Source organism: Mycobacterium sp. TY814, assembly GCF_030755175.1.
GTDB lineage: Bacteria > Actinomycetota > Actinomycetes > Mycobacteriales > Mycobacteriaceae > Mycobacterium.
The window spans coordinates 2,987,312-3,005,644 of sequence record NZ_JAUFRY010000001.1; the positions used below are offsets into that span (position 1 = coordinate 2,987,312).

Consider the following 18,333-nt stretch of genomic DNA (forward strand, 5'->3'; position numbering starts at 1 on the left):
CGATGAAGTTCGACCGCCCGATGCCCGTCAAGACGCCGACCACGGCACCGTTCTGGGATGCACTTGCCCAGCACCGCATCGAGATTCAATACTCGCCGTCGACGCAGAGCTACGTGTTCTATCCACGGGTCCGGGCGCCGCGCACCCTGGCCGACGACCTGGAATGGCGCGAGATCTCCGGCATGGGAACGCTGTATTCCTACACGGTCGCGCGCCGGCCGGTCAGCCCGCACTTCGCCGATGCGGTGCCTCAACTGCTGGCCATTGTCGAATGGGACGAAGGCCCACGGTTTTCCACCGAGATGGTGAACGTGGAGCCCGAGGCGCTGCGGGTCGGCATGCGGGTGCGGCCGGTGTTCTGCGACTACCCCGACGACGACGTCACCATGCTGCGCTACGAGCCCGCCTAACCCTGCCGAGCAGTCGCAAAATCGCGCTTACCCGTGGCGATTTGTGCGATCTTGCGTCTGCTCGCGAGCGGGAGGCGCCCCCAGCTCGCGCAGTATTGGTTACATTTGCGCCCAGACGATCTTGGTCTGCAGGTAGGTCTCCAGCCCGGCCTTGCCGGACTCGTAGCCCCACCCGGACTGCTTGTAGCCACCGAACGGCATGGAGTGGTCGAATTGCATCTGGCAGTTCAGGCCCACCGTTCCGGCCTTGAGCCGCTTGGCGATTCGGTGCGCACGGCCCAGGTCGCGGGTCCACGCGGTGGCGGCCAGGCCGTAGGTGCTGTCGTTGGCCAGGGCCACCGCCTCGTCCTCGTCGTCGAAGGGGATGACCGCGACCACCGGCCCGAAGATCTCCTCCTGGAACAGACGGCTGGTGGTGGCGACGTTCGTCAGCACGGTGGGGCGGACGAAATACCCTTTGCGGTCAACGCGATTCCCACCGGTGACGACCTCGACACCGTCAGAACGGCCCTGGTCGAGATAGCCCAGCACCCGGGTGAGTTGCTTCTGGCTGATCAGCGGACCGATCAAACTGCCTTCGTCCTTCGGGCCGCCCTGCGGCAGCCCGTCCGCCACCTTCGCCAGGCCGTCCACGAACTGGTCGAAGACGCCGCGCTGCACGAAGATTCGGGATCCGCACACACAGGCCTGGCCGGAGTGGATGAAGGTGCCGAAGGCCGCCATTGGGACGGCTTTGGACAGGTCGGCGTCGTCGAAGACCACTACCGGCGATTTTCCGCCCAGTTCCAAAGTGACCTTTTTAAGGTTGCTTTCACCGGCCGCGTGCACGATAGCCCGGCCCACCTCCGTAGACCCGGTGAAGGCGACCTTCTCGACGTCGGGGTGCGCGGTGATCGCCGCGCCCGCGGTGTGTCCGTTGCCCAGCACCAGATTCGCGACGCCCTCGGGCACGCCGGCCTCGTGCAGGATGTTGTCCAGGACCAGCGCCGACAATGGCGTCTCCTCAGCGGGTTTGACCACACTGCTACATCCCGCCGCCAGGGCCGGAGCGAGCTTGCAGCAGAAATTGAAGACCGGCCCGTTCCACGGGAAGATCAGGCCGACCACGCCGTAGGGCTCTTTGAGGGTGTAGGCGTGCTGGTGGGAGTCGATGCCGGTGAGGCCGCCGGTGTGCACGTCGGCCGCGATGCCCTCGATCTTGGTGCACCAGCCGGCGTAGTACCGGAAGAACTCCGACCCGACGGTCACGGTGCCCTGAGCCTGCAGCGGTGTCATGCCGGCGTTGAGCGATTCGAGCTCGGCCAGCAGTTCGGCGTTCTGGTCGATGAGTTCGCCGACGCGCCACAGGATCTTGGCCCGCTCGCTGGGCGGCTTGTCCCGCCAGACGCCGGACTCGAAGGACGCCTTGGCGCGGGCGACGGCGTCGTCGACGGCCTCGGGGCCGCAGTCTTTGAACTCGGTGACCTGCTCCTCGGTGGCGGGATCGACAACCGTGATCACCTCGCCGGTGCCGGGACGCTCCCGGATCTCGTCCAAAACGGCCTGGACCGTCATCGCTACTCCTCCTTGAGTATCTGACTCGTCACCGTGAGGTTATGCGCTTAACCAACCGGTGTCCAGAGGTGAGATAGTCGATCGGCTAGGTGTCATGTCGAGGAGCGCACCACGACGCGCGCGATGTCGGTGATGTCCGGAGACGGCGGGGCCGGGTAGCCGAGCCGTTCGTAGATGGCCGCGATCGCGGCGTCGGCCACGGCGCGCGGGTCGAACTGCACCGAGGTCAACGGCGGCGTGCTCACCTCGCCCATCGGGCTGGCGTCGACGCCGATCACCGCGAGATCGCCAGGGCACTGCAGTCCCGCCCGATGGATTCCGTACAGGACCAGACAGGCGATGTCGTCGCTCTGCGCGCACACCGCCGTCACGCCGTCGCGCACCCAACCGGCGACCACGTCGGCGGCATTGTCGACGGTGACGGTGGCGACGCGCACCGGCGGCAGGCCGCGCGATTGCGTCGCGCGTAATACGCCTTCGAGCCAATAGTCACCCAGCGCGCGCCACTTGGCGGTACCACCGTAGGCGTAGGCGAGTTGCTGGTGGCCCCGCGAGACGAGGTGTGCGACCCGCATTTCGCCCACCGCCAGGTGGGGATCACCCAGGGCGGGCAGGCTACCGATGTCGATGTGGGGTATTCCGGCTTCCTTGACCGCTTGTGCGGCGGCCTCACTGAGGGGGAACAGGCTCGCTATCGCGACCGGGTCGAGATTCTCGATGGCGTCGACGACGTGATGGTCGTCCTCGGTTTCGAAGATCTGAACCTGCAGCAGGCCGAGTCGCGCGAGTTCCGTGGTCATGCGGCTGCCGGCCTGCATCGGCATGTCGCCGACCGCCACATGTGGGACGACGTAGAGCACGACGCCGCCTTTGCCCCGGGCGAGGTTGCGGGCCGCGAGGTTCGGGCGGTAGCCGAGCAATTTCGCGGCTCGGTTGACCGCGTCGCGGGTCTGGGGCGAGATCCTACGTCCCTCGGCGTTGTTCAGCACGTAGCTGACGGTGGCGGTCGATACCTCGGCCAGGCGGGCGACATCGGCGGTGGTGGGGCGCGCGCTTTTGCCCGTACGCAACGCGTCGCCCTCTGGCACCGGCATGCCTCATGGTGGCACGCGTGTCAACGTTCGGTGGCATGGTCGCCGCACCTGCGGTGGAATCGACCTGGCTTTCGTTTCGACGCGGGCGGCTAGGCGTGGTTTGCCGCTACCCCCGGGCGCTCCGACATCGGCGGCCGCTGAAGTTGGAGGACGGCAAGATGGCGGAGGTGCCGCGGGAGTGGCTGGGCAGTATTGAATTAGCAGATTTAACAGCACTTTTCGTGTTGCAGGGCCACGAGAATCCGCCGTATCCCTTCATGTCGTCGGCTCCTGACGCGGCGAGCTTGGCATCGGTCTCCCACCGCTTCAGCGACGGCGATTTGAGCGTCTTTCGGACATGGGTGAAGGCCTACCAGGATGCCGATATATGGCTCGAGTGCCGCTTACTCCACAACCGCGACGACATCCCTGATATTCGGATACTCGCCTATCGCGCAGATCAATCGGGTTTCTTTGCGTCGCAGCGCCCGCACGAGGACGTCGTTGATGTGTACCAGCTGTCGCCCTACGACCTCGGGCCGGCAGTGGCAGCCTCAATCGGCTCGACCGGACCGGGATCGCGAGGGCGCATCGTCATTCCCAAATACGAGAACTATTTTGGTGGACCCTCGCCCGACGATGAAGACGACTATGAGGTGTCCGTCATGCGTCCGGTCAGAGACTCGCGGGGCAGCAGCGAGGGTGCCGAATTCGGACGTGGCGGCGTTGGCAACGATTCAATCTCGCTGCCGGCCCGCAAGGTCGTGGGGGGTCGACTGGGACAGCCCGTGCCTTGTCTGGGTGCATATCAACGATGACGGCGATTACATCTACGATCGGCATTTCAGTTACGCCGAGGCCGCGACGGAAAGCAAACTGTCCGAGCGGATCGATGAATTGATTGCACGCGACGTCGCGGTGCTGCGCCAGCTCCGCGGATCGCGGTGAGTCATGCGGAGTTTCCGGGCGGCCAGCCGGGGCTCGGCGGCAGGGTCGGCGGCGGCGTGGGACGGGGTTTGTCGTCGCGCGGCCAACCGGCCGGTGTGCCCGGTGCCCATTTGTGGCATTTCGGGTACCACTCGCGGGCGGTCGCGTCGTCCATATTTTCGCTATCCGGCGTGGCCACCCAAGTGCCGAAGACATTGTCGACCGGGGCGCGTGCCGGGCCTTTCTGGTCCTTGCTTGGCGCGCGTTGCTGGTCGGGTTGCAGGGCTGGGTCTGGGCCGAACGTGAACTCGCGGGCGGAGGTAAGAGGTTCTGCTCGCGCCCCGCTGTATTGCTCGCCGATTTTGAACCCGATCATTGAGCGATTGTCACAGTAAATGACATGGTAATGGTTATCCTCACGCCGGAAGTCAACAATTTCGAACACCATTGTCCCAAGCAAAGGGGATCCAACGTCCGCTGCGACTCCGCCTACCCAATCGGGATTTGTCGCAGCATTGAAGGCGTGGGCAAAGCCCGCAAATCCCCCCGCCTCGATCGCGGCCATCCCGTGCCCGTGAGTGAATCCGGCCCGCTGTTGCGATTCAACGAACGCGCGCACAAAGGTTGCTTCTGGTGACATCAGATCGACGACGCCATTGTCGACCCACTGGACGGTGAAGTGAACGGGAGATTCGGCAGGCGTCGAACTCGTCGTTGCGGGCGATCGGGTCGGCGCGCTGGCATCGCTGCCGCATGCGGTGACCATGATGATTGAAACCAATATGGTGATGGCCCGACGCGCGCTAATCAACATTCGCTACCACTTGGTGTGCTGGGTGCCGTCGTTGTTGATCGCATTGTCAAATGCTGGCTTGTTGAATACGTCGGGTTTGACGACCCTGTTGAAGTCCTGCACAAATGTCTCTGGGTTGCCATTGATCGCGTCGTAGTCCAGAGCGGGCCCACCTTCGGTATGGATCACATAAGGCGCAATTGTCGGCGTGTAGGCAAGCGCCGGATTGCGATGAAGCAGCCCTTCCAGGATTGCGCTGGTCTCACGGACGGTATTGCTGCCCGTCGCCCGAGACTCCACATAGTCATGCAAGAAATCGTCCCCGGCGATGTTCACCGTATTCGGCATCGGTCCCCCGTCTGGCTTCAGCCACGGCGCCAGCGCATTCTCCAGAGCGACAGGTACCTTGACTTCGGGAATCAATCCCGCGATACCACTCAATGAGCCTTGGCCCATCGATCGTTCCCCTTTATGCACGTCTGTAAGAACCCTACCAGCGGATTTAGGTCAAATAGGCGACGTTCGGGGTGTGCGGAGAGCTGTCCTCACCAAAGGCGAAGCCAGGTTAACGGTGCGCATCTGCCACCCCGGACGTCCACGGCCTCCCGTACTAATAGTCCGTCAGATCTGCTTGCGGGTGATGTCAACCGGACTGCGGCGGCAGCAGTTTTTTAGGCGAAACATTCACTGGATCCCAGCCGTGACACCAGTCGCAATGACTGCCATGCTTATCTATTAGTCACTCAACGGGGAGCCCAGGATGAACAAAGACGACCTGATCCTGATCAGCGTTGACGACCACATCGCCGAACCGGCTGACATGTTCGACGCGCACGTCCCGGCCAAGTACAAGCACCTCGCACCCCGGGTGGTGATCGAACCCGACGGCGTTCAGCAGTGGTACTACGGCGACATTCGCGGCCGGAACATGGGCCTGAACGCCGTCGCCGGCAAACCCCGCGAGATGTACAACGTCGATGCCTCCCGCTACGACGAGATGCGCCCGGGCTGCTTCAACGTCGACGAGCGAGTGCGCGACATGAACGCCGGCGGCCAGCTGGCCGGCCTCAACTTCCCGAATTTCACCGGCTTCTCCGGCCAGGTGCTCAACCAGGGGCCTGACCGCGACGTCAACCTGGTGATGATCAAGGCCTACAACGACTGGCACGTCGACGAATGGTGCGGCGCCTACCCCGGCCGGTTCATCCCGTGCGGCATCCTGCCGCTCTACGATGTCGTCGAAGCTGCCAAGGAAGTGAAACGCCTGGCGGACAAGGGTTGTCATGCGGTCACGTTCTCGGAGAATCCAGAAGCGTTGCAGATGCCCAGCATTCACACTAAGTACTGGTATCCGCTGTTCGAGGCGGTCTGCGAGAACAGCACGGTGCTGTGCACCCATGTCGGCTCGGCCTCCCGCTCGCCGATGGTGTCGATCGACGCGCCCGCCAGTGTGATGATGACGGCCTCGTCGATGATGAGCATGTTCACCTTCACCGAACTCATCTGGGCGCAGTTCTGGGCCGACTTCCCGGAGCTGAAGTTCTCGCTCACCGAAGGCGACATCGGCTGGATGCCGTACTTCCTGTGGCGCGCCGAGCATGTCTACCAACGTCATTCGGGCTGGACGCTGGCCGAATTCCCGCCGGGTTACGCCGGACCTCTCGACGTGTTCCAGCGTCATTTCTACACCTGCTTCATCAGCGACAAGGTCGGCGTGCGCAACATGGACTGGTTCAACGAGGACATGGTGTGTTGGGAGTCCGATTTCCCGCATTCGGACAGCAACTGGCCGTTCGCACCGGAGGATGTCATCGCCACGATGGGCCACCTCGACGACGCTGCCATCAACAAGATCACTCACGAAAACGCCATGGCTGCCTACTCATTCGACCCGTTCCGGCACATTCCCCGCGAGCACGCCCGCGCCGGGTATCTGCGCGGGCAGGCTGCCGACGTGGACGTGGTGACCCACGTCGGCCATCAGGCCAGCCAGCGCGACCGCGATGCCTGGACCCGGATGACGACCTTCGCCCTGCAGGCCCAGGGGGCGACGCCGGTGACCGTCGAGGCGTCCGGGATCGCTGGGCGCGCAACGACCCTGGGTAACTGAGCGTGCCGCATCAACCGCCGTTCACCGGGTGGCGCGTGCTCGAGTTGTCCAATGGAATCGCGGCCGCCTATGCGGGAAAGATGTTCGCCGACGCCGGGGCTGACGTCGTCAAAATCGAGAGTGAGCAGGGAGATTCACTACGGTGGTGGTCGGCCGGAGGCGGACCGCCCGGCGCCCTGTTCGACTACCTGGCCGCCGGCAAGAAATCGGTGCTGGACGACGCCCGCGCGGCGCTGCTGGCCGGCGCGGACGTGGTGATCACCGACCTCACCGACGGATGGACCCTGGACGGCCTTGCGGCGCAGACAGATTCGTCGTCGGTGCTAGTTGCCGTCACGCCGTTCGGCACGACCGGACCCTACGTCGACGATCAGGTCCTGGCCAATGAGTTCATCCTGCAGGCGCTTTGCGGCTCGATCGCCAGCCGCGGGTGGCCGGGGGACGAACCCGTGCAGGCGGGTGGGCGGCTGGGCGAATGGCTGGCCGGCACCTTCGTGGCGGCGGTTACCGCGGCCACCGCGCGTCACGCCGCACGCACCGGACACGGTGAGATCATCGACGTCTCCACCTATGAGGCGATGGCCATCGCGATGGGCGGCCTGCCCGCGATGTCCGCGAGCGTCATGGGCGTGGACTCCCAAATGACCTCCCGCAGCCTGGAACTCCCGTCGATCGTCCCCACCGCCGACGGGCTGGTCGGCTTCTGCACGATCACCGCACAACAGTTTCAGGATTTCCTTGTCCTGATTGACCGCGCCGACCTGCTGGACGACGCCCACCTGGCCTCCATCGAAGGGCGCATCGCGCGTCGCGACGAGTTCCTGAACATGGTCACGCAGTGGACCGAAACCCGCACCACCCAGGAGATCGTCGACCTTGCCGTGGCCTTCCGCATCCCGGTTGCGCCGATCGGTACCCCCGCGGCACTGGCGAAAGTCGACCACTTCGTCCAACGGGGTGTCTTCGTGGAATCCGAACTCGGCGTGCTGCAACCCCGGGTGCCCTACCGCGGTGACACCATCACCACCACAACCGGCGGCCGGGCGCCGCGACTCGGCGAACACAGCGGAGAAATCGACTGGCCTCCGCGCCCCGTCAGTGGCGGCTTCCGGGACGACCCGGGTGCACTTCCCTTGTCCGATATCCGGGTAGCCGACCTGACCGCGTTCTGGGCCGGGCCGGTCGCCACGCAGTTCCTCGGCGCCCTCGGCGCCGACGTCGTCAAGGTCGAAGGCGTGCGACGCCCGGACGGCATGCGGTTCTCCGCGGGCCGGCCCCCCAGTTGGGACCAGTGGTGGGAGTGGGGACCGGTTTTCCTGTGCAGCAACAACAACGAGCGCGGCGTCAGCATCGAGCTCGGAACCGAAGCCGGGCGCACGGTCGCGCTGAAACTGATTGCCGCCAGCGATCTCGTCATCGAGAACTTCTCGCCGCGGGTGATGGAGAACTTCAACCTGCAATGGGATGTCGTCAGCGCCGCGAATCCCCGGGCCATCATGGTGCGCATGCCGGCCTTCGGGCTGGACGGCCCCTGGCGCGACCGGGTGGGGTTCGCCCAGACGATGGAGCAGGCGACGGGGATGGCGTGGATCACCGGTCACGCCGAGGGTCCGCCGGTCATTCCGCGCGGTGTGTGCGACCCGATCGCCGGACTGCATGCCGCCTTCGCCGCTGTGGCGGCACTAGTGGTCCGTGACCGGGACGGGACCGGTGTGCAGGTGGAATCCACGATGGTGGAGGCGGCACTGAACGTGGCCGCCGAGATGCTGATTGAATACTCGCGCAACGGCATTGAACTACGGCGGCAAGGCAATCGCGGCCCCGGCGCCACCCCGCAGGGCGTGTACCGCTGCCTGGGCGATGACGAATGGGTGGCGCTCGCGGCGATCGGAGGGACCGCCCGCGAGGCGCTGGCCGCGGTCATCGACCGGCCCGAACTTGGACCCGACGAAACCAGCTGGCGGGAACGAGCCGACGAAATCGACAAACTGATCGCCGACTGGGCGGCGCGCCGCACGGTGCCGGACGCGGTCCGCGTGCTGCGTTCGGCCGGCGTGGCCGCCGCGCCGGTCAGGGCACCGGCCGGCCTGCTCACCGATGCGCAGCTGCTCGCCAGGGGCTTCTGGGAACGCGTCGATCATCCGGTCGCGGGTTCGTTTCTGTGCACCGGGATGCCGTTCACGTTCATTGGCAAACCGCGGCGTTGGATTCACCGGGTTTCCCCGCTCTATGGCGCGGACACCAATCAGGTGTTGACCGAAATCGGATACTCCCCAGACGATCTCGCCGCATTGACCAACTCGAAGATCACGTCAGCACGTCCGGCGGGCCTGTGACGTGGCGGTGACGCTGTGCGTGCCGCCACGGCCCGGAGAGTTGTGCCAGCCGGTCCGCTTCCTGCTGCGGCGGGATTCGGTCGTCCTGGAACTGACCGCGCGACATCGCATCACCGGTGTGGAGTGGGACGAGCGCGAACACGCGGTGGCCATGGTCGTGGAGATCACCGACCCGCAGACCGCGCGGCCCGTCGATGTGCGGATCGATGTCGTGGCTGCTGCCGCGCCGACGGACACCCGCGCCCGGCTCATCGGACGGATCTTCCGGGCGGGGATCGAATGTGACGTGGTAGGCACCTATCTCGGTGTCGTGGCAGACGAAAACTGAATGGCGGCAGACAGAATGGAGACTACGTGACGCAGCAGCGTACCGCGGCCATCGTCGGCGTGTACAACACCGTCCAGGGCCGCCGACTGGATGGCGAGACGTCGCGCAGCCTGGCCGTCGCGGCCATCAAAGGTGCACTTGACGACGCGGGCCTGGCACTGGCGGACGTCGACGGAATCAGCGCGGGCCCGCTGTCGACTGCGCTGATCTACGACCTGCGCATCGGACCCGCTTGGCAAGGAATGGGTTTCGGGGTCGGGATGATCACCGAAGCGGCGACCGCGATCGAGCACGGCATGGCCGACGTGGTGGTGCTCGTGGCCGCCCAAGCGGGCGAGTACCGCGACCACCAGGCGACCGCGCCGTGGACGCGACCGGAGAACGAGTTCGTGGCGCCGTGGGGCATGTTCACCACCGCGGAATTCGCCCTCATCGCCCGACGCCACATGCACGTGTACGGCACGACGCGTGAACAGCTTTCGATCGTCGCGGCGACCATCCGGAACAACGGGTCGAACAACCCCGAAGCCGTTTACTACCAGCGAGGTCCATTCGCCCCCGACGACATCACCGCGTCGCGACTGATCGCCGACCCATTTCACCTCCTCGATTGCGCCACCACCTCAGAAGGAGGTTGTGCGCTGGTGGTGGCCAACATCGACGCCGTCGAGGCGATGGGCCGGCCGATTCATATTTTGGGCAGCGGCGCCGACTTCCACGGCCCCTCGTATCAGCACCCGCCGGCGTGGGATCTCACCGGACGTCGGGGTGATCACGTCAACGGTGTGGTGGGTCGGCGGGCGGCCGACCGTGCGTTCGCACACGCCGGAATCCGGCGCGACGACGTGGATGTGCTGGAACTCTACGATCCGTTCTCGTTCGAGATCATCCGGCAGTTGGAGGCGTTCCGGTTCTGCGGCGACGGCGAAGGTGGGCCGTTTGTCGCCGAAGGTCATATCGCCATCGACGGCAGTCACCCGATCACCACCGATGGAGGAACCATGTCGTTCAGTCATGCCGGCTCCAATCCGCAGATGATGCAGCGCGCCGTGCGCGCGGTACAACAGTTGCGCGGCGCCGCCGGGTCGCTGCAAGTGCCGAATGCGCGAATTGCCCTGTGCAGCAATGGTGGTGCGGGAGCCCTGTTCACCACGGTGCTGCTGCTCGGAAGCGAGCCCCGATGACACTGCGCCCGCAATCCGGACCGGTACCGCACGCCATCAGCCCCCTCAGCGCGCCATTCTGGGAGGGCTGCCGTGCGCAGGAGTTGCGTTACCAGCGCTGCTCTGATTGCGGCATCGCAAACTTCCCGCCGACAGAGCAATGCCGCCAGTGCCTTTCGGCGGCACTGGAGTGGACGCGCGGCAGCGGATGCGGGGAAATCTACAGCTGGACGGTCGTACACCGGCCGGTGACCGCTGACTTCCAACCGCCCTATGCGCCGGCCATCGTCACCCTGGACGAGGGTTACCAGATGCTGACGAACATCGTCGGCGTGGATGTCGCAGCATTGACCATCGGCATGCGTGTTCGAGTCGAATTCCATTCACTCGAGCCGGATTTGACCCTGCCCTACTTCACCGGATCACAGTGAGTCCCCGGCGTACCACTGACGGCCTGCCGGTGACGGCCTACCTGGTGCTGGGTGTGTTGGCGGCCACCGATGAACAACTCACCGCCGGGGAAATCAAGACGCGCGCCGAACTGTCCGTCGGCCACTTCTACTGGTCCCCTTCGGTGAGCCACGTCCGTCGCGAACTCAACCGGCTGCAGCAGCGCGGGATGGTCGACGAAATCGGCGCGCAGTCCGGCAAGCGCGCGATCACGCTGTATGAGACCACCGACTCCGGCCTCGAGGCGTTGCGCAACTGGGTGCAGCACTTCCCCGGCGAGGACAAGGTTGTTATCAAACACCCCGTGATCCTGCGGACCTGGCTGGCTCGCGGGGAGAACCCGGAACGCGTGATCGACTCCCTGGAACGGCACCTCGAGGCGACCCGGAAGCGGTTGGACGAGGCGTTGTGGTCGCGCCGGCGATCCGGTGAGGTCGGCATCCTCGACGATCCCGACCAGCGTTACTCGTTCGCGGTCCTGGACTACGCCATCCGCGGCCTCTACGCGGAGATTTCCAACATCGAGCAGCTGCGCGACGAGATTGCCGCGGGCACAACGCGAGATCCGGCCGGCCGGGTGCGCCGGCCCAAAGGACAGATCCGGCGGCGCACCAAGTGGGCCGAGCAGACATAAACTCGCGTGTCGCCGTACGAAATCACGCGAGTTTATGTCTGCTCGCGCGGAGAAGTCAGCCGCCGACCATGATGAGGCCGCCGTCCACGGCGAGCAGTTGCCCGGTGATGAAGCCGGAGCCGGGTCCGGCCAGGAACACCAGCACCGGTCCGAGGTCGCGCGCCGGATCGCCGAGCGCCCCGCCGAGCGGAATCCTGGCCTTGAGCTGTTCGTCGATCAACGGCGCGGCGTCGGGTCCGAGAAACTCGCGGAACCGATTGGAGCCCGGCGTCTGTACCGCCGGCGCCAGCGCGTTGACGGCGATCTTGTCGTGGGCCCATGCCTGCGCCGCCGACCTCGTCCAGGCCTGCACCGCGCCCTTGGTCGCGGCGTAGACGGCCGAGACCGGACTACCCATCACGGCCTCCGACGATCCGAAGTTGATGATGCGGCCACCCTTGGGCTGCTGGTCTTTCATCACGGCGTAGGCCGCCTGGTTGGTCAGGATCGTGGCTTTCACGTTGGTGTCCAACAGGAACGAGATGTCCTCAGGCTCGATGTAACCCGGAATCCCGGCCTGCCACAGCCCCGCGGCGTTGACCAGAACATCGAGTCCCCCGAGATCCTCGGCCGCGCGGGCCACCGTTGCCGAGACCGCCTCGGCATCGCGCACATCGCACTGCAGCCAGGTGGCGGCCAGGCCGTCGGGAGGGGGCGTTTGGTGATAGGTGGCGGCTATCTGCGCACCGGCGGCGCTGAGCGCGGCGACAGCGGCGGCCCCGATCCCGGTCGCCGCGCCGGTGGCCAGGATGCGTCTGCCCTGCAGGGTTTCGTCCGACATGGTGAAACGCTAGCCCGCGAGATCGCCGGGCCCGACGCGGGGGCCGACGCGGACATGGCCGCCGCCCTTGGCGGAAACGTCTACCGGGTCGCGCAAACCGCCTGGCGCAGTTGATTCTTCACGTGCACGCTAGGCGCGCACCGCAATCGACGAGAGTAGATCGGCAAGCCGGTCGGGCCGGTCCACCATCGAGAAGGTGCGAGCTCCCTCGATGACCTCCAACCGGGCGTTCGGAATCGTCGCGGCCAACCGGCGGCCGTCTTCGAGTTCGAAGAGGACGTCGTCAGCCGACCAGGCGATGAGCGTCGGCTTGTCGAACTCGTGGAGTCGGGCGGCGACACCGGTGGTGACCTCGGTGCGCAACGACAGCGAGAACTGACGGAGGTCTTCTGCAAGCGCCGGGTCGGACACTGCCGGCTGCACCCAGGCCTGCGTCAGCGCGTCAATGTCACTGTGCGCCAGACCTTCATACGCTCGCTTGCGTGCGACCGGCGCCCGGACAGCCTGGATTGCGGCGCGGAACACCTTCTTCGACTTTGCCGCGAGGATGACCGGCTTGAGTATCGGCGGCGGGAAGTGCTCGAAGGCATCGCAACTGGTCAGCACCAGCGCACCGAGTCGCTCCGGGTGGTGCACCGCGACGAGTTGGGCCACCACTCCGCCGGTGTCGTTACCGACCAGCACCACGTCGTCAAGGTCAAGCGCGGCAAGGAAATCGGCGACGACGCCGGCGACGCCGGTGATACTGCGGTCGGCCCCGGGACGCAGCGGCTCGGGGTGAGCGCCGAGCGGCCAGGTGGGGGCGATGCAACGCAGGCCGCGTTCGGCGAGTCGCTCGCTGACCTGGCGCCACAGTTGGCCGCCCATCATGTACCCGTGCACGAACACCACGGGCCTGCCGCTTTCGGGTCCGGTTGCTTCGTAATGGATGGTTCCGGCGCTAATGTCGATCGTCGGCATGAAGGCTCCTACCAGAGAAGGGATTTACAAACAGTCTGTCTGTTCGTAAATTACCAACAGGTTGTATGGAAATCAAGAGACGTACCCAGGAGGAGCGCTCCGCGGCTACCCGTGAGGCGCTGATCTCGGCTGCGCGCAGACTGTGGGGCCTGCGCGGTTACGCCGAAGTCGGCACGCCGGAGATCGCCACCGAGGCTGGCGTCACGCGCGGGGCGATGTACCACCAATTCACCGACAAGGCAGCGCTATTCCGCGACGTCGTCGAGGCTGTCGAGCTCGACGTGATGACACGCATGGCCACGCTGGTGGCAGCGACGGGGGCCGCGACCCCCGCCGACATGATCCGCGCCGCAGTCGACGCCTGGCTGGAGGTGTCCGGTGATCCGGAAGTGCGCCAGTTGATCCTGCTGGACGCACCCGCCGTGTTGGGCTGGGCCGCCTTTCGCGACGTCGCCCAGCGCTACAGCTTGGGCATGACCGAGCAGTTGATCACCGAGGCGATCAAGGCGGGCCAGCTGGCGCGACTGCCGGTGCGCCCGCTGGCCACCGTGCTGATCGGCGCCCTCGACGAAGCGGCCATGGCGATCGCCACCGCCGAGGATCAGAAGCGGACCCGCAAGGAGATCCGTCAGGTGTTACATCGACTTATCGACGGGATGCTCGAGGGGTAGGACCAAGCTGCGGATTGTGCTCACGCAGATCGTCCAGATACTGCGGCACCGCAGCGACAGCGACGTCGAGAAAGCCACGCACGCTGGGTGACTGGCCGGCGGCTCGCCATGCCAGTGCGAGCGGCCGGTGCGGCAGTTGTCCCCGCAGCCGGATGAACCGCACGCCGGCTCGGCTCAGGTTGGCGAAAGATGTTGGCAACAGTGCTATTCCAGCCCCCGACGCGACCAGGGCAAGGATCGTCTGAATGCGTGGCACTTCGTCGACGATCGGCGGTTCGATGTCGTACCTGCGGAACACCTCGATGACGTCGCCATAGGTGGTGGCTGCCGCGGCTCGCGTCCACAGGATCATCGGTTCATGAGCAAGCAGCGCCGGTTCGATCTGCCGTCGGCCGGCCAGCGCATGGTCATCGCACACAACGGCGGCAAGCGGATCGTCGACCAGCGGCCGGATTGTCAATGACGGATCGTCAACCGGGCCGCGAAGCAGGCCGACGTCGATGCGGTGCTCGATCAACTGGCCGACCTGCTCGGCGCTGCTCAGTTCGCTGAGTTCGAGCTTCACGTAGGGAAACTGGAGCCGGTGCGCCCGCATCACATGGGGCAGCACGCCGTCGACCGCCGCCTGCAGGGCGCCGATGCGCAGCTGGCCCAGCTGGCCGATGGCCGCCCGCCGCGCCGCCGCGAACGCACGCTCGGCGTGGGTGAGCGCAAGGCGCGCCTCGTCGAACAACGCCTTCCCCGAATCTGTCAGCTCGATCGGACGCCGGGACCGGTCGATGAGCTCGGTACCGAGCTGGCGCTCCAACTTCTGGATCTGCTGACTCAACGGCGGCTGTGCAATGTGCAACCGCACCGCGGCGCGGCCGAAATGGCGCTCCTCGGCAACGGTCACGAAGTAGCGAAGCAGCCGCAGTTCCGGATCGGCCATATATACAGCATATAAACCCTGAACAAATATGTCTTGGACTGTGATGATCCACGCGGATTACCGTTGCTGCACCAGACCCAGAAAGGCAACGCCATGACCGCTGTGATCGCCGCGGAACGTGATCTCGTCGAGCACTACTTCGATCAACCGTGGAGTGACGGGCTTCCCGTCGTGCCGCCCACCCCGGCCCGCATCGCCGCGGTGCTCGACGTGCTGGGGGGAGAACCCGACGAACTCGTGGCACGGATTCCACCGCGCTGGGGCAGCCTGACGAGTGAACTGCTGGCCGTCAACATGGTGATGGCCGGCTGCAAGCCGGAGTACGCCCCCGTGGTCCGGGCAGCGGTGCTCGCGCTGGCCGACCCCCGGTTCAACCTCAACGGCATCCAGGCGACCACACACGTGGTGTCCCCGTTGATCGTCGTCAACGGTCCCGTCGCACGGCAGATCGGAATGAATTCGGGCGGAAACGTTTTCGGTTCCGGCAACCGGGCCAACGCGACGATCGGGCGCGCGGTGCGGCTGATCCTGCTCAGCGTCGGCGGCGGCATTCCCGGCGAGCTGGACAAGAGCACCCTGGGTCATCCCGGCAAATACACCTTCTGCATCGCCGAGAACGAGGAGGCCAGCCCGTGGGCGCCCTATCACGTCGAGCACGGCTACGCCCCCGAAGACAGCACCGTGTTGGTGATCGGTGCCGAAGCACCGCACAGCGTCACCAACCACATCTCCGATGACCCGCAGGGGATCCTGGATTCGATCGCCTCCGCGATGAGCACCATCGCCCACAACAACGCCGTCCTCGGTGGGTCCTGCACCGTCGTGATCGGTGTCGAACATGCCCGCACCATCGCCTCGTTCGGCTGGTCGCGCGACGACGTCCGGCGTTATCTCTGGCTCAACGGCACCAACTCCTGGGACGACGTCAGCTACGGCGACCGCTACGCACCCCAGGGTGGACGGACCTACAACCGCAATCTGCCGAAGTGGTATCCCCGCCAGCCCGGCCGGCGCGTGCCGATCGTCTTCACCCCGGACGACATTCACCTCTTCGTCGCCGGTGGATCCGCCGGCCGATTCTCCGCCTTTCTGCCGGGCTGGAGCACCGCGACGACACCGGTGCTGCGCGCAGTCGCAGACCGCGGCAGCAGCGGTGACGATGCCCGAGAACTCGCCTGCTCAGACGGCACCTGCCGGCTGTAGAAACGCAGACAAGGAGACCGCGATGACCGAATTCGTCTACGACCCTTGTGGTGTGGTGGAGGTGGCGGCCGTTCCGGCGGCACCGCGCCCAACCCGTACCAAGGGTCTGCGCTTGGCCGTGCTGAGCAACACCAAGTGGAACGCCGCCAAACTGCTCCGCGCGACTGTCCGCGAATTAAGCGGCGGTGCAATGGGTTTTGCAAGCGTCACGTACTACGACAAACACCACTTCTCGTCCGACGCACGCCCCGAACTGATCGCACAGATCGCGGCTGAGAACGACATAGCGCTGACGGCGATCGGCGACTGCGGCTCCTGCTGCTCGGCCTGCGTCAACGATGCGGTGCGGCTGGAGCAGGCCGGGATTCCGACCGTCGCAATCGTGACAACGGAATTCGAACTCGAGGCCCGTCTGCAACGTGAGGCCCGCGGCATGGCGGAGCTGGAACCCGCCGTCGCCACTCATCCGATCAGCAGCCTGACGCTGGAACAACTCGACGATCGTGCCGCCGAGATCGCCCCGCAGGCGCGGCGCATCTGGTTCGGCGCCGCGGTCGCCGGGAATGTCGCGTGACGCGAGCCTCAGTTCACCTTGGCGATAGTCTGGCGTGCCAATTCGGTTGCGATGCCACACGGGTCGGGGAACGGTTTCCTGACGAATTGGATTGACCACTCGAAGAAATCGTCCTGGTACTGGATGGAGACGTCGCAGAGCCGGGTGCCGAGCCGGTCGGTGGCAACCGCGACGTAACCGCTGTGGCCGTCGATGGTGATGTCGTCGACGCTTGTTCGACTCAGATCCTCGTTCTTTCGCTCACGGCCGATGGGGCTGCCGCGAAACCAGCTGAAGGAGAACCACGGTCCGGAGATGCTGCCGTTCACCAACCACTGACACCCGACCGCGTTGCGCGCCGTGACTACCAGTCCCGTGACGCCGGTCAGCTGAGCGAGGGTCTGATCGCTGACGCCACCGCATTCGGGGAAGAACGGTCCGTGTGTCGCCTGTTTCGGGGTGGCCGTGGTCGAGGACGTGTGCTGCCCGCCGGTGCCGCGCGAGCCGCCCGAGCAGGCGGCCAACGGAGGAATCATCACCACGAGAGCCACCAGAGCCACCGACCACCGCCGCCCGCTCATCCGTCGAACACCGCGTTCATCCGCGCCTTGAAGGCAGTGTCGAAGCGACGGTAGGTGCCCCGCAATGCGTTTCCCGGCCAGTGGTCCTCGACGAGTTCGGCCGGCAGCAGCGGATCGAGCTGGAGGTGGCGGACCACCGCGATGGACAAAGCGAATTGGTAGGTGAAGCTCTCCGCCGAATCGTCCCGGGCGTCGCCAGTCAGGTCGGCTTCCATGGCGTCGATCAGCACCCTGGCATCGTCGGCCCAGCCGTCGAGAGCGAACAGCGAACGCATCTTCTCAGCCGTGATGCTGGTGGCGGCGCCGTGAAAGTGCGTGCATTGCCGGTCCAGCACCGCGCGCGACGCCGAAAGCCGTTGTGGATCAAGGTTGTCCGGCCGAATCCAGACACCTTCGCGGAAGTCGGCCAGATGCAGGGCCATCGCCGCCTTGCGCAAGTCAAGACGGTCCGCTGCGGTGCGACGCTCCACCGAGACGATGGCAAGCTCCCACGTGCCGTCCCATTCGGCGGCGTCGTCGATTCGATAAGCCTCGTCGACCCGCTGGCGGCGGTCGGCCAGCCGGCCGGCGAGTGCGTAAGTACCGTCGTCCGCACTGAGCTCGCCGTTGGAGACCATCCGCCACAGGCAGGTGCGGGCGGCGCCGTCGCTGATGCCGAAGAGGGATGCCAGCGCGACCAGATTCGCCACCGGCAGCTGGGCCCCGTCGGAACCCAGCAATGCCGATGCCAGCACCGAACGTGCGCTGAGCGGTCGGTCACCGATCAGTTCGCGCACACGAGATCCGGACGTGGCGGGCATGGGTCCATCTTGGCCGATCACACCCGGTATCACTAA

Annotated in this window: 21 protein-coding genes; 12 read left to right on the forward strand and 9 right to left on the reverse strand. The window is 65.7% G+C overall.

The genetic code is table 11. From position 1 onward, the window contains the following. Positions 1 to 2 precede the first annotated feature (2 nt). Positions 3 to 410: a Zn-ribbon domain-containing OB-fold protein gene (locus QXH22_RS13270; RefSeq protein ID WP_306275842.1), complete on the forward strand. Its 408-nt coding sequence runs from the start codon at positions 3 to 5 to the stop codon at positions 408 to 410. A gap of 99 nt (positions 411 to 509) precedes the next feature. Here QXH22_RS13270 and QXH22_RS13275 read toward each other — a convergent pair whose 3' ends face one another. Together QXH22_RS13275 and QXH22_RS13280 are read right to left on the reverse strand one after the other, a co-directional pair. Beyond that, the gene (locus QXH22_RS13275) at positions 510 to 1,964 is read right to left on the reverse strand and encodes an aldehyde dehydrogenase (protein ID WP_306243584.1); all 1,455 of its coding nucleotides are present in this window, start codon (positions 1,962 to 1,964) and stop codon (positions 510 to 512) included. 92 nt (positions 1,965 to 2,056) lie between these two features. Next, a complete protein-coding gene (locus QXH22_RS13280) occupies positions 2,057 to 3,058 on the reverse strand; it encodes a LacI family DNA-binding transcriptional regulator (RefSeq protein WP_306243582.1) in 1,002 nt (333 codons plus the stop codon). 17 nt (positions 3,059 to 3,075) lie between these two features. On the opposite strand from QXH22_RS13280, the gene QXH22_RS13285 reads away from it, so the two are divergent. Beyond that, positions 3,076 to 3,855, forward strand: a complete 780-nt coding sequence (locus tag QXH22_RS13285) for a hypothetical protein (RefSeq protein ID WP_306243580.1) — start codon at positions 3,076 to 3,078, stop codon at positions 3,853 to 3,855. Next, the gene (locus QXH22_RS13290) at positions 3,839 to 3,985 is read left to right on the forward strand and encodes a hypothetical protein (protein WP_306275843.1); all 147 of its coding nucleotides are present in this window, start codon (positions 3,839 to 3,841) and stop codon (positions 3,983 to 3,985) included. The genes QXH22_RS13285 and QXH22_RS13290 overlap by 17 nt, the downstream gene beginning before the upstream one ends. A gap of 1 nt (position 3,986) precedes the next feature. On the opposite strand, the gene QXH22_RS13295 is transcribed toward QXH22_RS13290, so the two are convergent. Both QXH22_RS13295 and QXH22_RS13300 read right to left on the reverse strand, forming a co-directional pair. Further along, entirely contained in the window at positions 3,987 to 4,778 is a 792-nt protein-coding gene (locus tag QXH22_RS13295; protein WP_306243574.1) for a hypothetical protein, read from the reverse strand. Between the two features lie 3 nt (positions 4,779 to 4,781). Beyond that, positions 4,782 to 5,213: a hypothetical protein gene (locus QXH22_RS13300; RefSeq protein ID WP_306275844.1), complete on the reverse strand. Its 432-nt coding sequence runs from the start codon at positions 5,211 to 5,213 to the stop codon at positions 4,782 to 4,784. 304 nt (positions 5,214 to 5,517) lie between these two features. On the opposite strand from QXH22_RS13300, the gene QXH22_RS13305 reads away from it, so the two are divergent. Genes QXH22_RS13305 through QXH22_RS13330 form a run of 6 tightly spaced genes read left to right on the forward strand, consistent with a single transcriptional unit; the run spans position 5,518 to position 11,778 of the window. After that, on the forward strand, positions 5,518 to 6,867 hold the full coding sequence (locus QXH22_RS13305) for an amidohydrolase family protein (RefSeq protein WP_306275845.1): 1,350 nt from the start codon (positions 5,518 to 5,520) through the stop codon (positions 6,865 to 6,867). Positions 6,868 to 6,869: 2 nt separating this feature from the next. Continuing rightward, on the forward strand, positions 6,870 to 9,203 hold the full coding sequence (locus QXH22_RS13310) for a CoA transferase (RefSeq protein WP_306275846.1): 2,334 nt from the start codon (positions 6,870 to 6,872) through the stop codon (positions 9,201 to 9,203). A gap of 1 nt (position 9,204) precedes the next feature. Continuing rightward, positions 9,205 to 9,531, forward strand: coding sequence for a hypothetical protein (locus QXH22_RS13315; RefSeq protein WP_306243567.1), 327 nt, complete (start codon positions 9,205 to 9,207; stop codon positions 9,529 to 9,531). A gap of 26 nt (positions 9,532 to 9,557) precedes the next feature. Then, the gene (locus tag QXH22_RS13320; protein WP_306275847.1) at positions 9,558 to 10,715 is read left to right on the forward strand and encodes a thiolase family protein; all 1,158 of its coding nucleotides are present in this window, start codon (positions 9,558 to 9,560) and stop codon (positions 10,713 to 10,715) included. Then, positions 10,712 to 11,125, forward strand: a complete 414-nt coding sequence (locus tag QXH22_RS13325) for a Zn-ribbon domain-containing OB-fold protein (protein WP_306243563.1) — start codon at positions 10,712 to 10,714, stop codon at positions 11,123 to 11,125. The genes QXH22_RS13320 and QXH22_RS13325 overlap by 4 nt, the downstream gene beginning before the upstream one ends. Then, positions 11,122 to 11,778, forward strand: coding sequence for a PadR family transcriptional regulator (locus tag QXH22_RS13330; protein ID WP_306243561.1), 657 nt, complete (start codon positions 11,122 to 11,124; stop codon positions 11,776 to 11,778). The genes QXH22_RS13325 and QXH22_RS13330 overlap by 4 nt, the downstream gene beginning before the upstream one ends. 55 nt (positions 11,779 to 11,833) lie before the next feature. On the opposite strand, the gene QXH22_RS13335 is transcribed toward QXH22_RS13330, so the two are convergent. Both QXH22_RS13335 and QXH22_RS13340 read right to left on the reverse strand, forming a co-directional pair. Next, positions 11,834 to 12,598, reverse strand: a complete 765-nt coding sequence (locus QXH22_RS13335; protein WP_306275849.1) for an SDR family NAD(P)-dependent oxidoreductase — start codon at positions 12,596 to 12,598, stop codon at positions 11,834 to 11,836. A gap of 129 nt (positions 12,599 to 12,727) precedes the next feature. Continuing rightward, positions 12,728 to 13,558, reverse strand: a complete 831-nt coding sequence (locus QXH22_RS13340; RefSeq protein WP_306275850.1) for an alpha/beta fold hydrolase — start codon at positions 13,556 to 13,558, stop codon at positions 12,728 to 12,730. Positions 13,559 to 13,623: 65 nt separating this feature from the next. Between QXH22_RS13340 and QXH22_RS13345 the strand changes: the two genes are divergently transcribed. Next, complete coding sequence (locus QXH22_RS13345; RefSeq protein ID WP_306275851.1) at positions 13,624 to 14,229, forward strand: TetR/AcrR family transcriptional regulator; 606 nt, start codon at positions 13,624 to 13,626, stop codon at positions 14,227 to 14,229. Here the strand turns inward: QXH22_RS13345 and QXH22_RS13350 are convergent. Then, positions 14,204 to 15,160: a LysR family transcriptional regulator gene (locus QXH22_RS13350; protein ID WP_306275852.1), complete on the reverse strand. Its 957-nt coding sequence runs from the start codon at positions 15,158 to 15,160 to the stop codon at positions 14,204 to 14,206. The genes QXH22_RS13345 and QXH22_RS13350 overlap by 26 nt on opposite strands. A gap of 93 nt (positions 15,161 to 15,253) precedes the next feature. Here QXH22_RS13350 and QXH22_RS13355 point away from each other — a divergent pair, with 93 nt between their 5' ends. Both QXH22_RS13355 and QXH22_RS13360 read left to right on the forward strand, forming a co-directional pair. Further along, on the forward strand, positions 15,254 to 16,363 hold the full coding sequence (locus QXH22_RS13355) for a hypothetical protein (protein ID WP_306275853.1): 1,110 nt from the start codon (positions 15,254 to 15,256) through the stop codon (positions 16,361 to 16,363). A 22-nt stretch (positions 16,364 to 16,385) separates the two neighbouring features. Beyond that, positions 16,386 to 16,937 (forward strand): UGSC family (seleno)protein, encoded by a 552-nt coding sequence (locus QXH22_RS13360; RefSeq protein WP_306275854.1) that lies wholly within the window; start codon positions 16,386 to 16,388, stop codon positions 16,935 to 16,937. 8 nt (positions 16,938 to 16,945) lie between these two features. On the opposite strand, the gene QXH22_RS13365 is transcribed toward QXH22_RS13360, so the two are convergent. Together QXH22_RS13365 and QXH22_RS13370 are read right to left on the reverse strand one after the other, a co-directional pair. Beyond that, positions 16,946 to 17,497: a DUF3558 domain-containing protein gene (locus QXH22_RS13365; RefSeq protein ID WP_306275855.1), complete on the reverse strand. Its 552-nt coding sequence runs from the start codon at positions 17,495 to 17,497 to the stop codon at positions 16,946 to 16,948. Further along, positions 17,494 to 18,297 (reverse strand): PaaX family transcriptional regulator C-terminal domain-containing protein, encoded by an 804-nt coding sequence (locus QXH22_RS13370; RefSeq protein WP_306275856.1) that lies wholly within the window; start codon positions 18,295 to 18,297, stop codon positions 17,494 to 17,496. The genes QXH22_RS13365 and QXH22_RS13370 overlap by 4 nt, the downstream gene beginning before the upstream one ends. Between the last annotated feature and the right edge of the window lie 36 nt (positions 18,298 to 18,333).

Bases quoted from the DNA above. Each gene is read 5' to 3' on its own strand.
- QXH22_RS13270 (WP_306275842.1), top strand. From the start codon at position 3: ATGAAGTTCGACCGCCCGATGCCCGTCAAGACGCCGACCACGGCACCG.
- QXH22_RS13275 (WP_306243584.1), bottom strand. From the start codon at position 1,964: ATGACGGTCCAGGCCGTTTTGGACGAGATCCGGGAGCGTCCCGGCACC.
- QXH22_RS13280 (WP_306243582.1), bottom strand. From the start codon at position 3,058: ATGCCGGTGCCAGAGGGCGACGCGTTGCGTACGGGCAAAAGCGCGCGC.
- QXH22_RS13295 (WP_306243574.1), bottom strand. From the start codon at position 4,778: ATGTTGATTAGCGCGCGTCGGGCCATCACCATATTGGTTTCAATCATC.
- QXH22_RS13300 (WP_306275844.1), bottom strand. From the start codon at position 5,213: ATGGGCCAAGGCTCATTGAGTGGTATCGCGGGATTGATTCCCGAAGTC.
- QXH22_RS13305 (WP_306275845.1), top strand. From the start codon at position 5,518: ATGAACAAAGACGACCTGATCCTGATCAGCGTTGACGACCACATCGCC.
- QXH22_RS13325 (WP_306243563.1), top strand. From the start codon at position 10,712: ATGACACTGCGCCCGCAATCCGGACCGGTACCGCACGCCATCAGCCCC.
- QXH22_RS13335 (WP_306275849.1), bottom strand. From the start codon at position 12,598: ATGTCGGACGAAACCCTGCAGGGCAGACGCATCCTGGCCACCGGCGCG.
- QXH22_RS13340 (WP_306275850.1), bottom strand. From the start codon at position 13,558: ATGCCGACGATCGACATTAGCGCCGGAACCATCCATTACGAAGCAACC.
- QXH22_RS13345 (WP_306275851.1), top strand. From the start codon at position 13,624: ATGGAAATCAAGAGACGTACCCAGGAGGAGCGCTCCGCGGCTACCCGT.
- QXH22_RS13350 (WP_306275852.1), bottom strand. From the start codon at position 15,160: ATGGCCGATCCGGAACTGCGGCTGCTTCGCTACTTCGTGACCGTTGCC.
- QXH22_RS13355 (WP_306275853.1), top strand. From the start codon at position 15,254: ATGACCGCTGTGATCGCCGCGGAACGTGATCTCGTCGAGCACTACTTC.
- QXH22_RS13360 (WP_306275854.1), top strand. From the start codon at position 16,386: ATGACCGAATTCGTCTACGACCCTTGTGGTGTGGTGGAGGTGGCGGCC.
- QXH22_RS13365 (WP_306275855.1), bottom strand. From the start codon at position 17,497: ATGAGCGGGCGGCGGTGGTCGGTGGCTCTGGTGGCTCTCGTGGTGATG.
- QXH22_RS13370 (WP_306275856.1), bottom strand. From the start codon at position 18,297: ATGCCCGCCACGTCCGGATCTCGTGTGCGCGAACTGATCGGTGACCGA.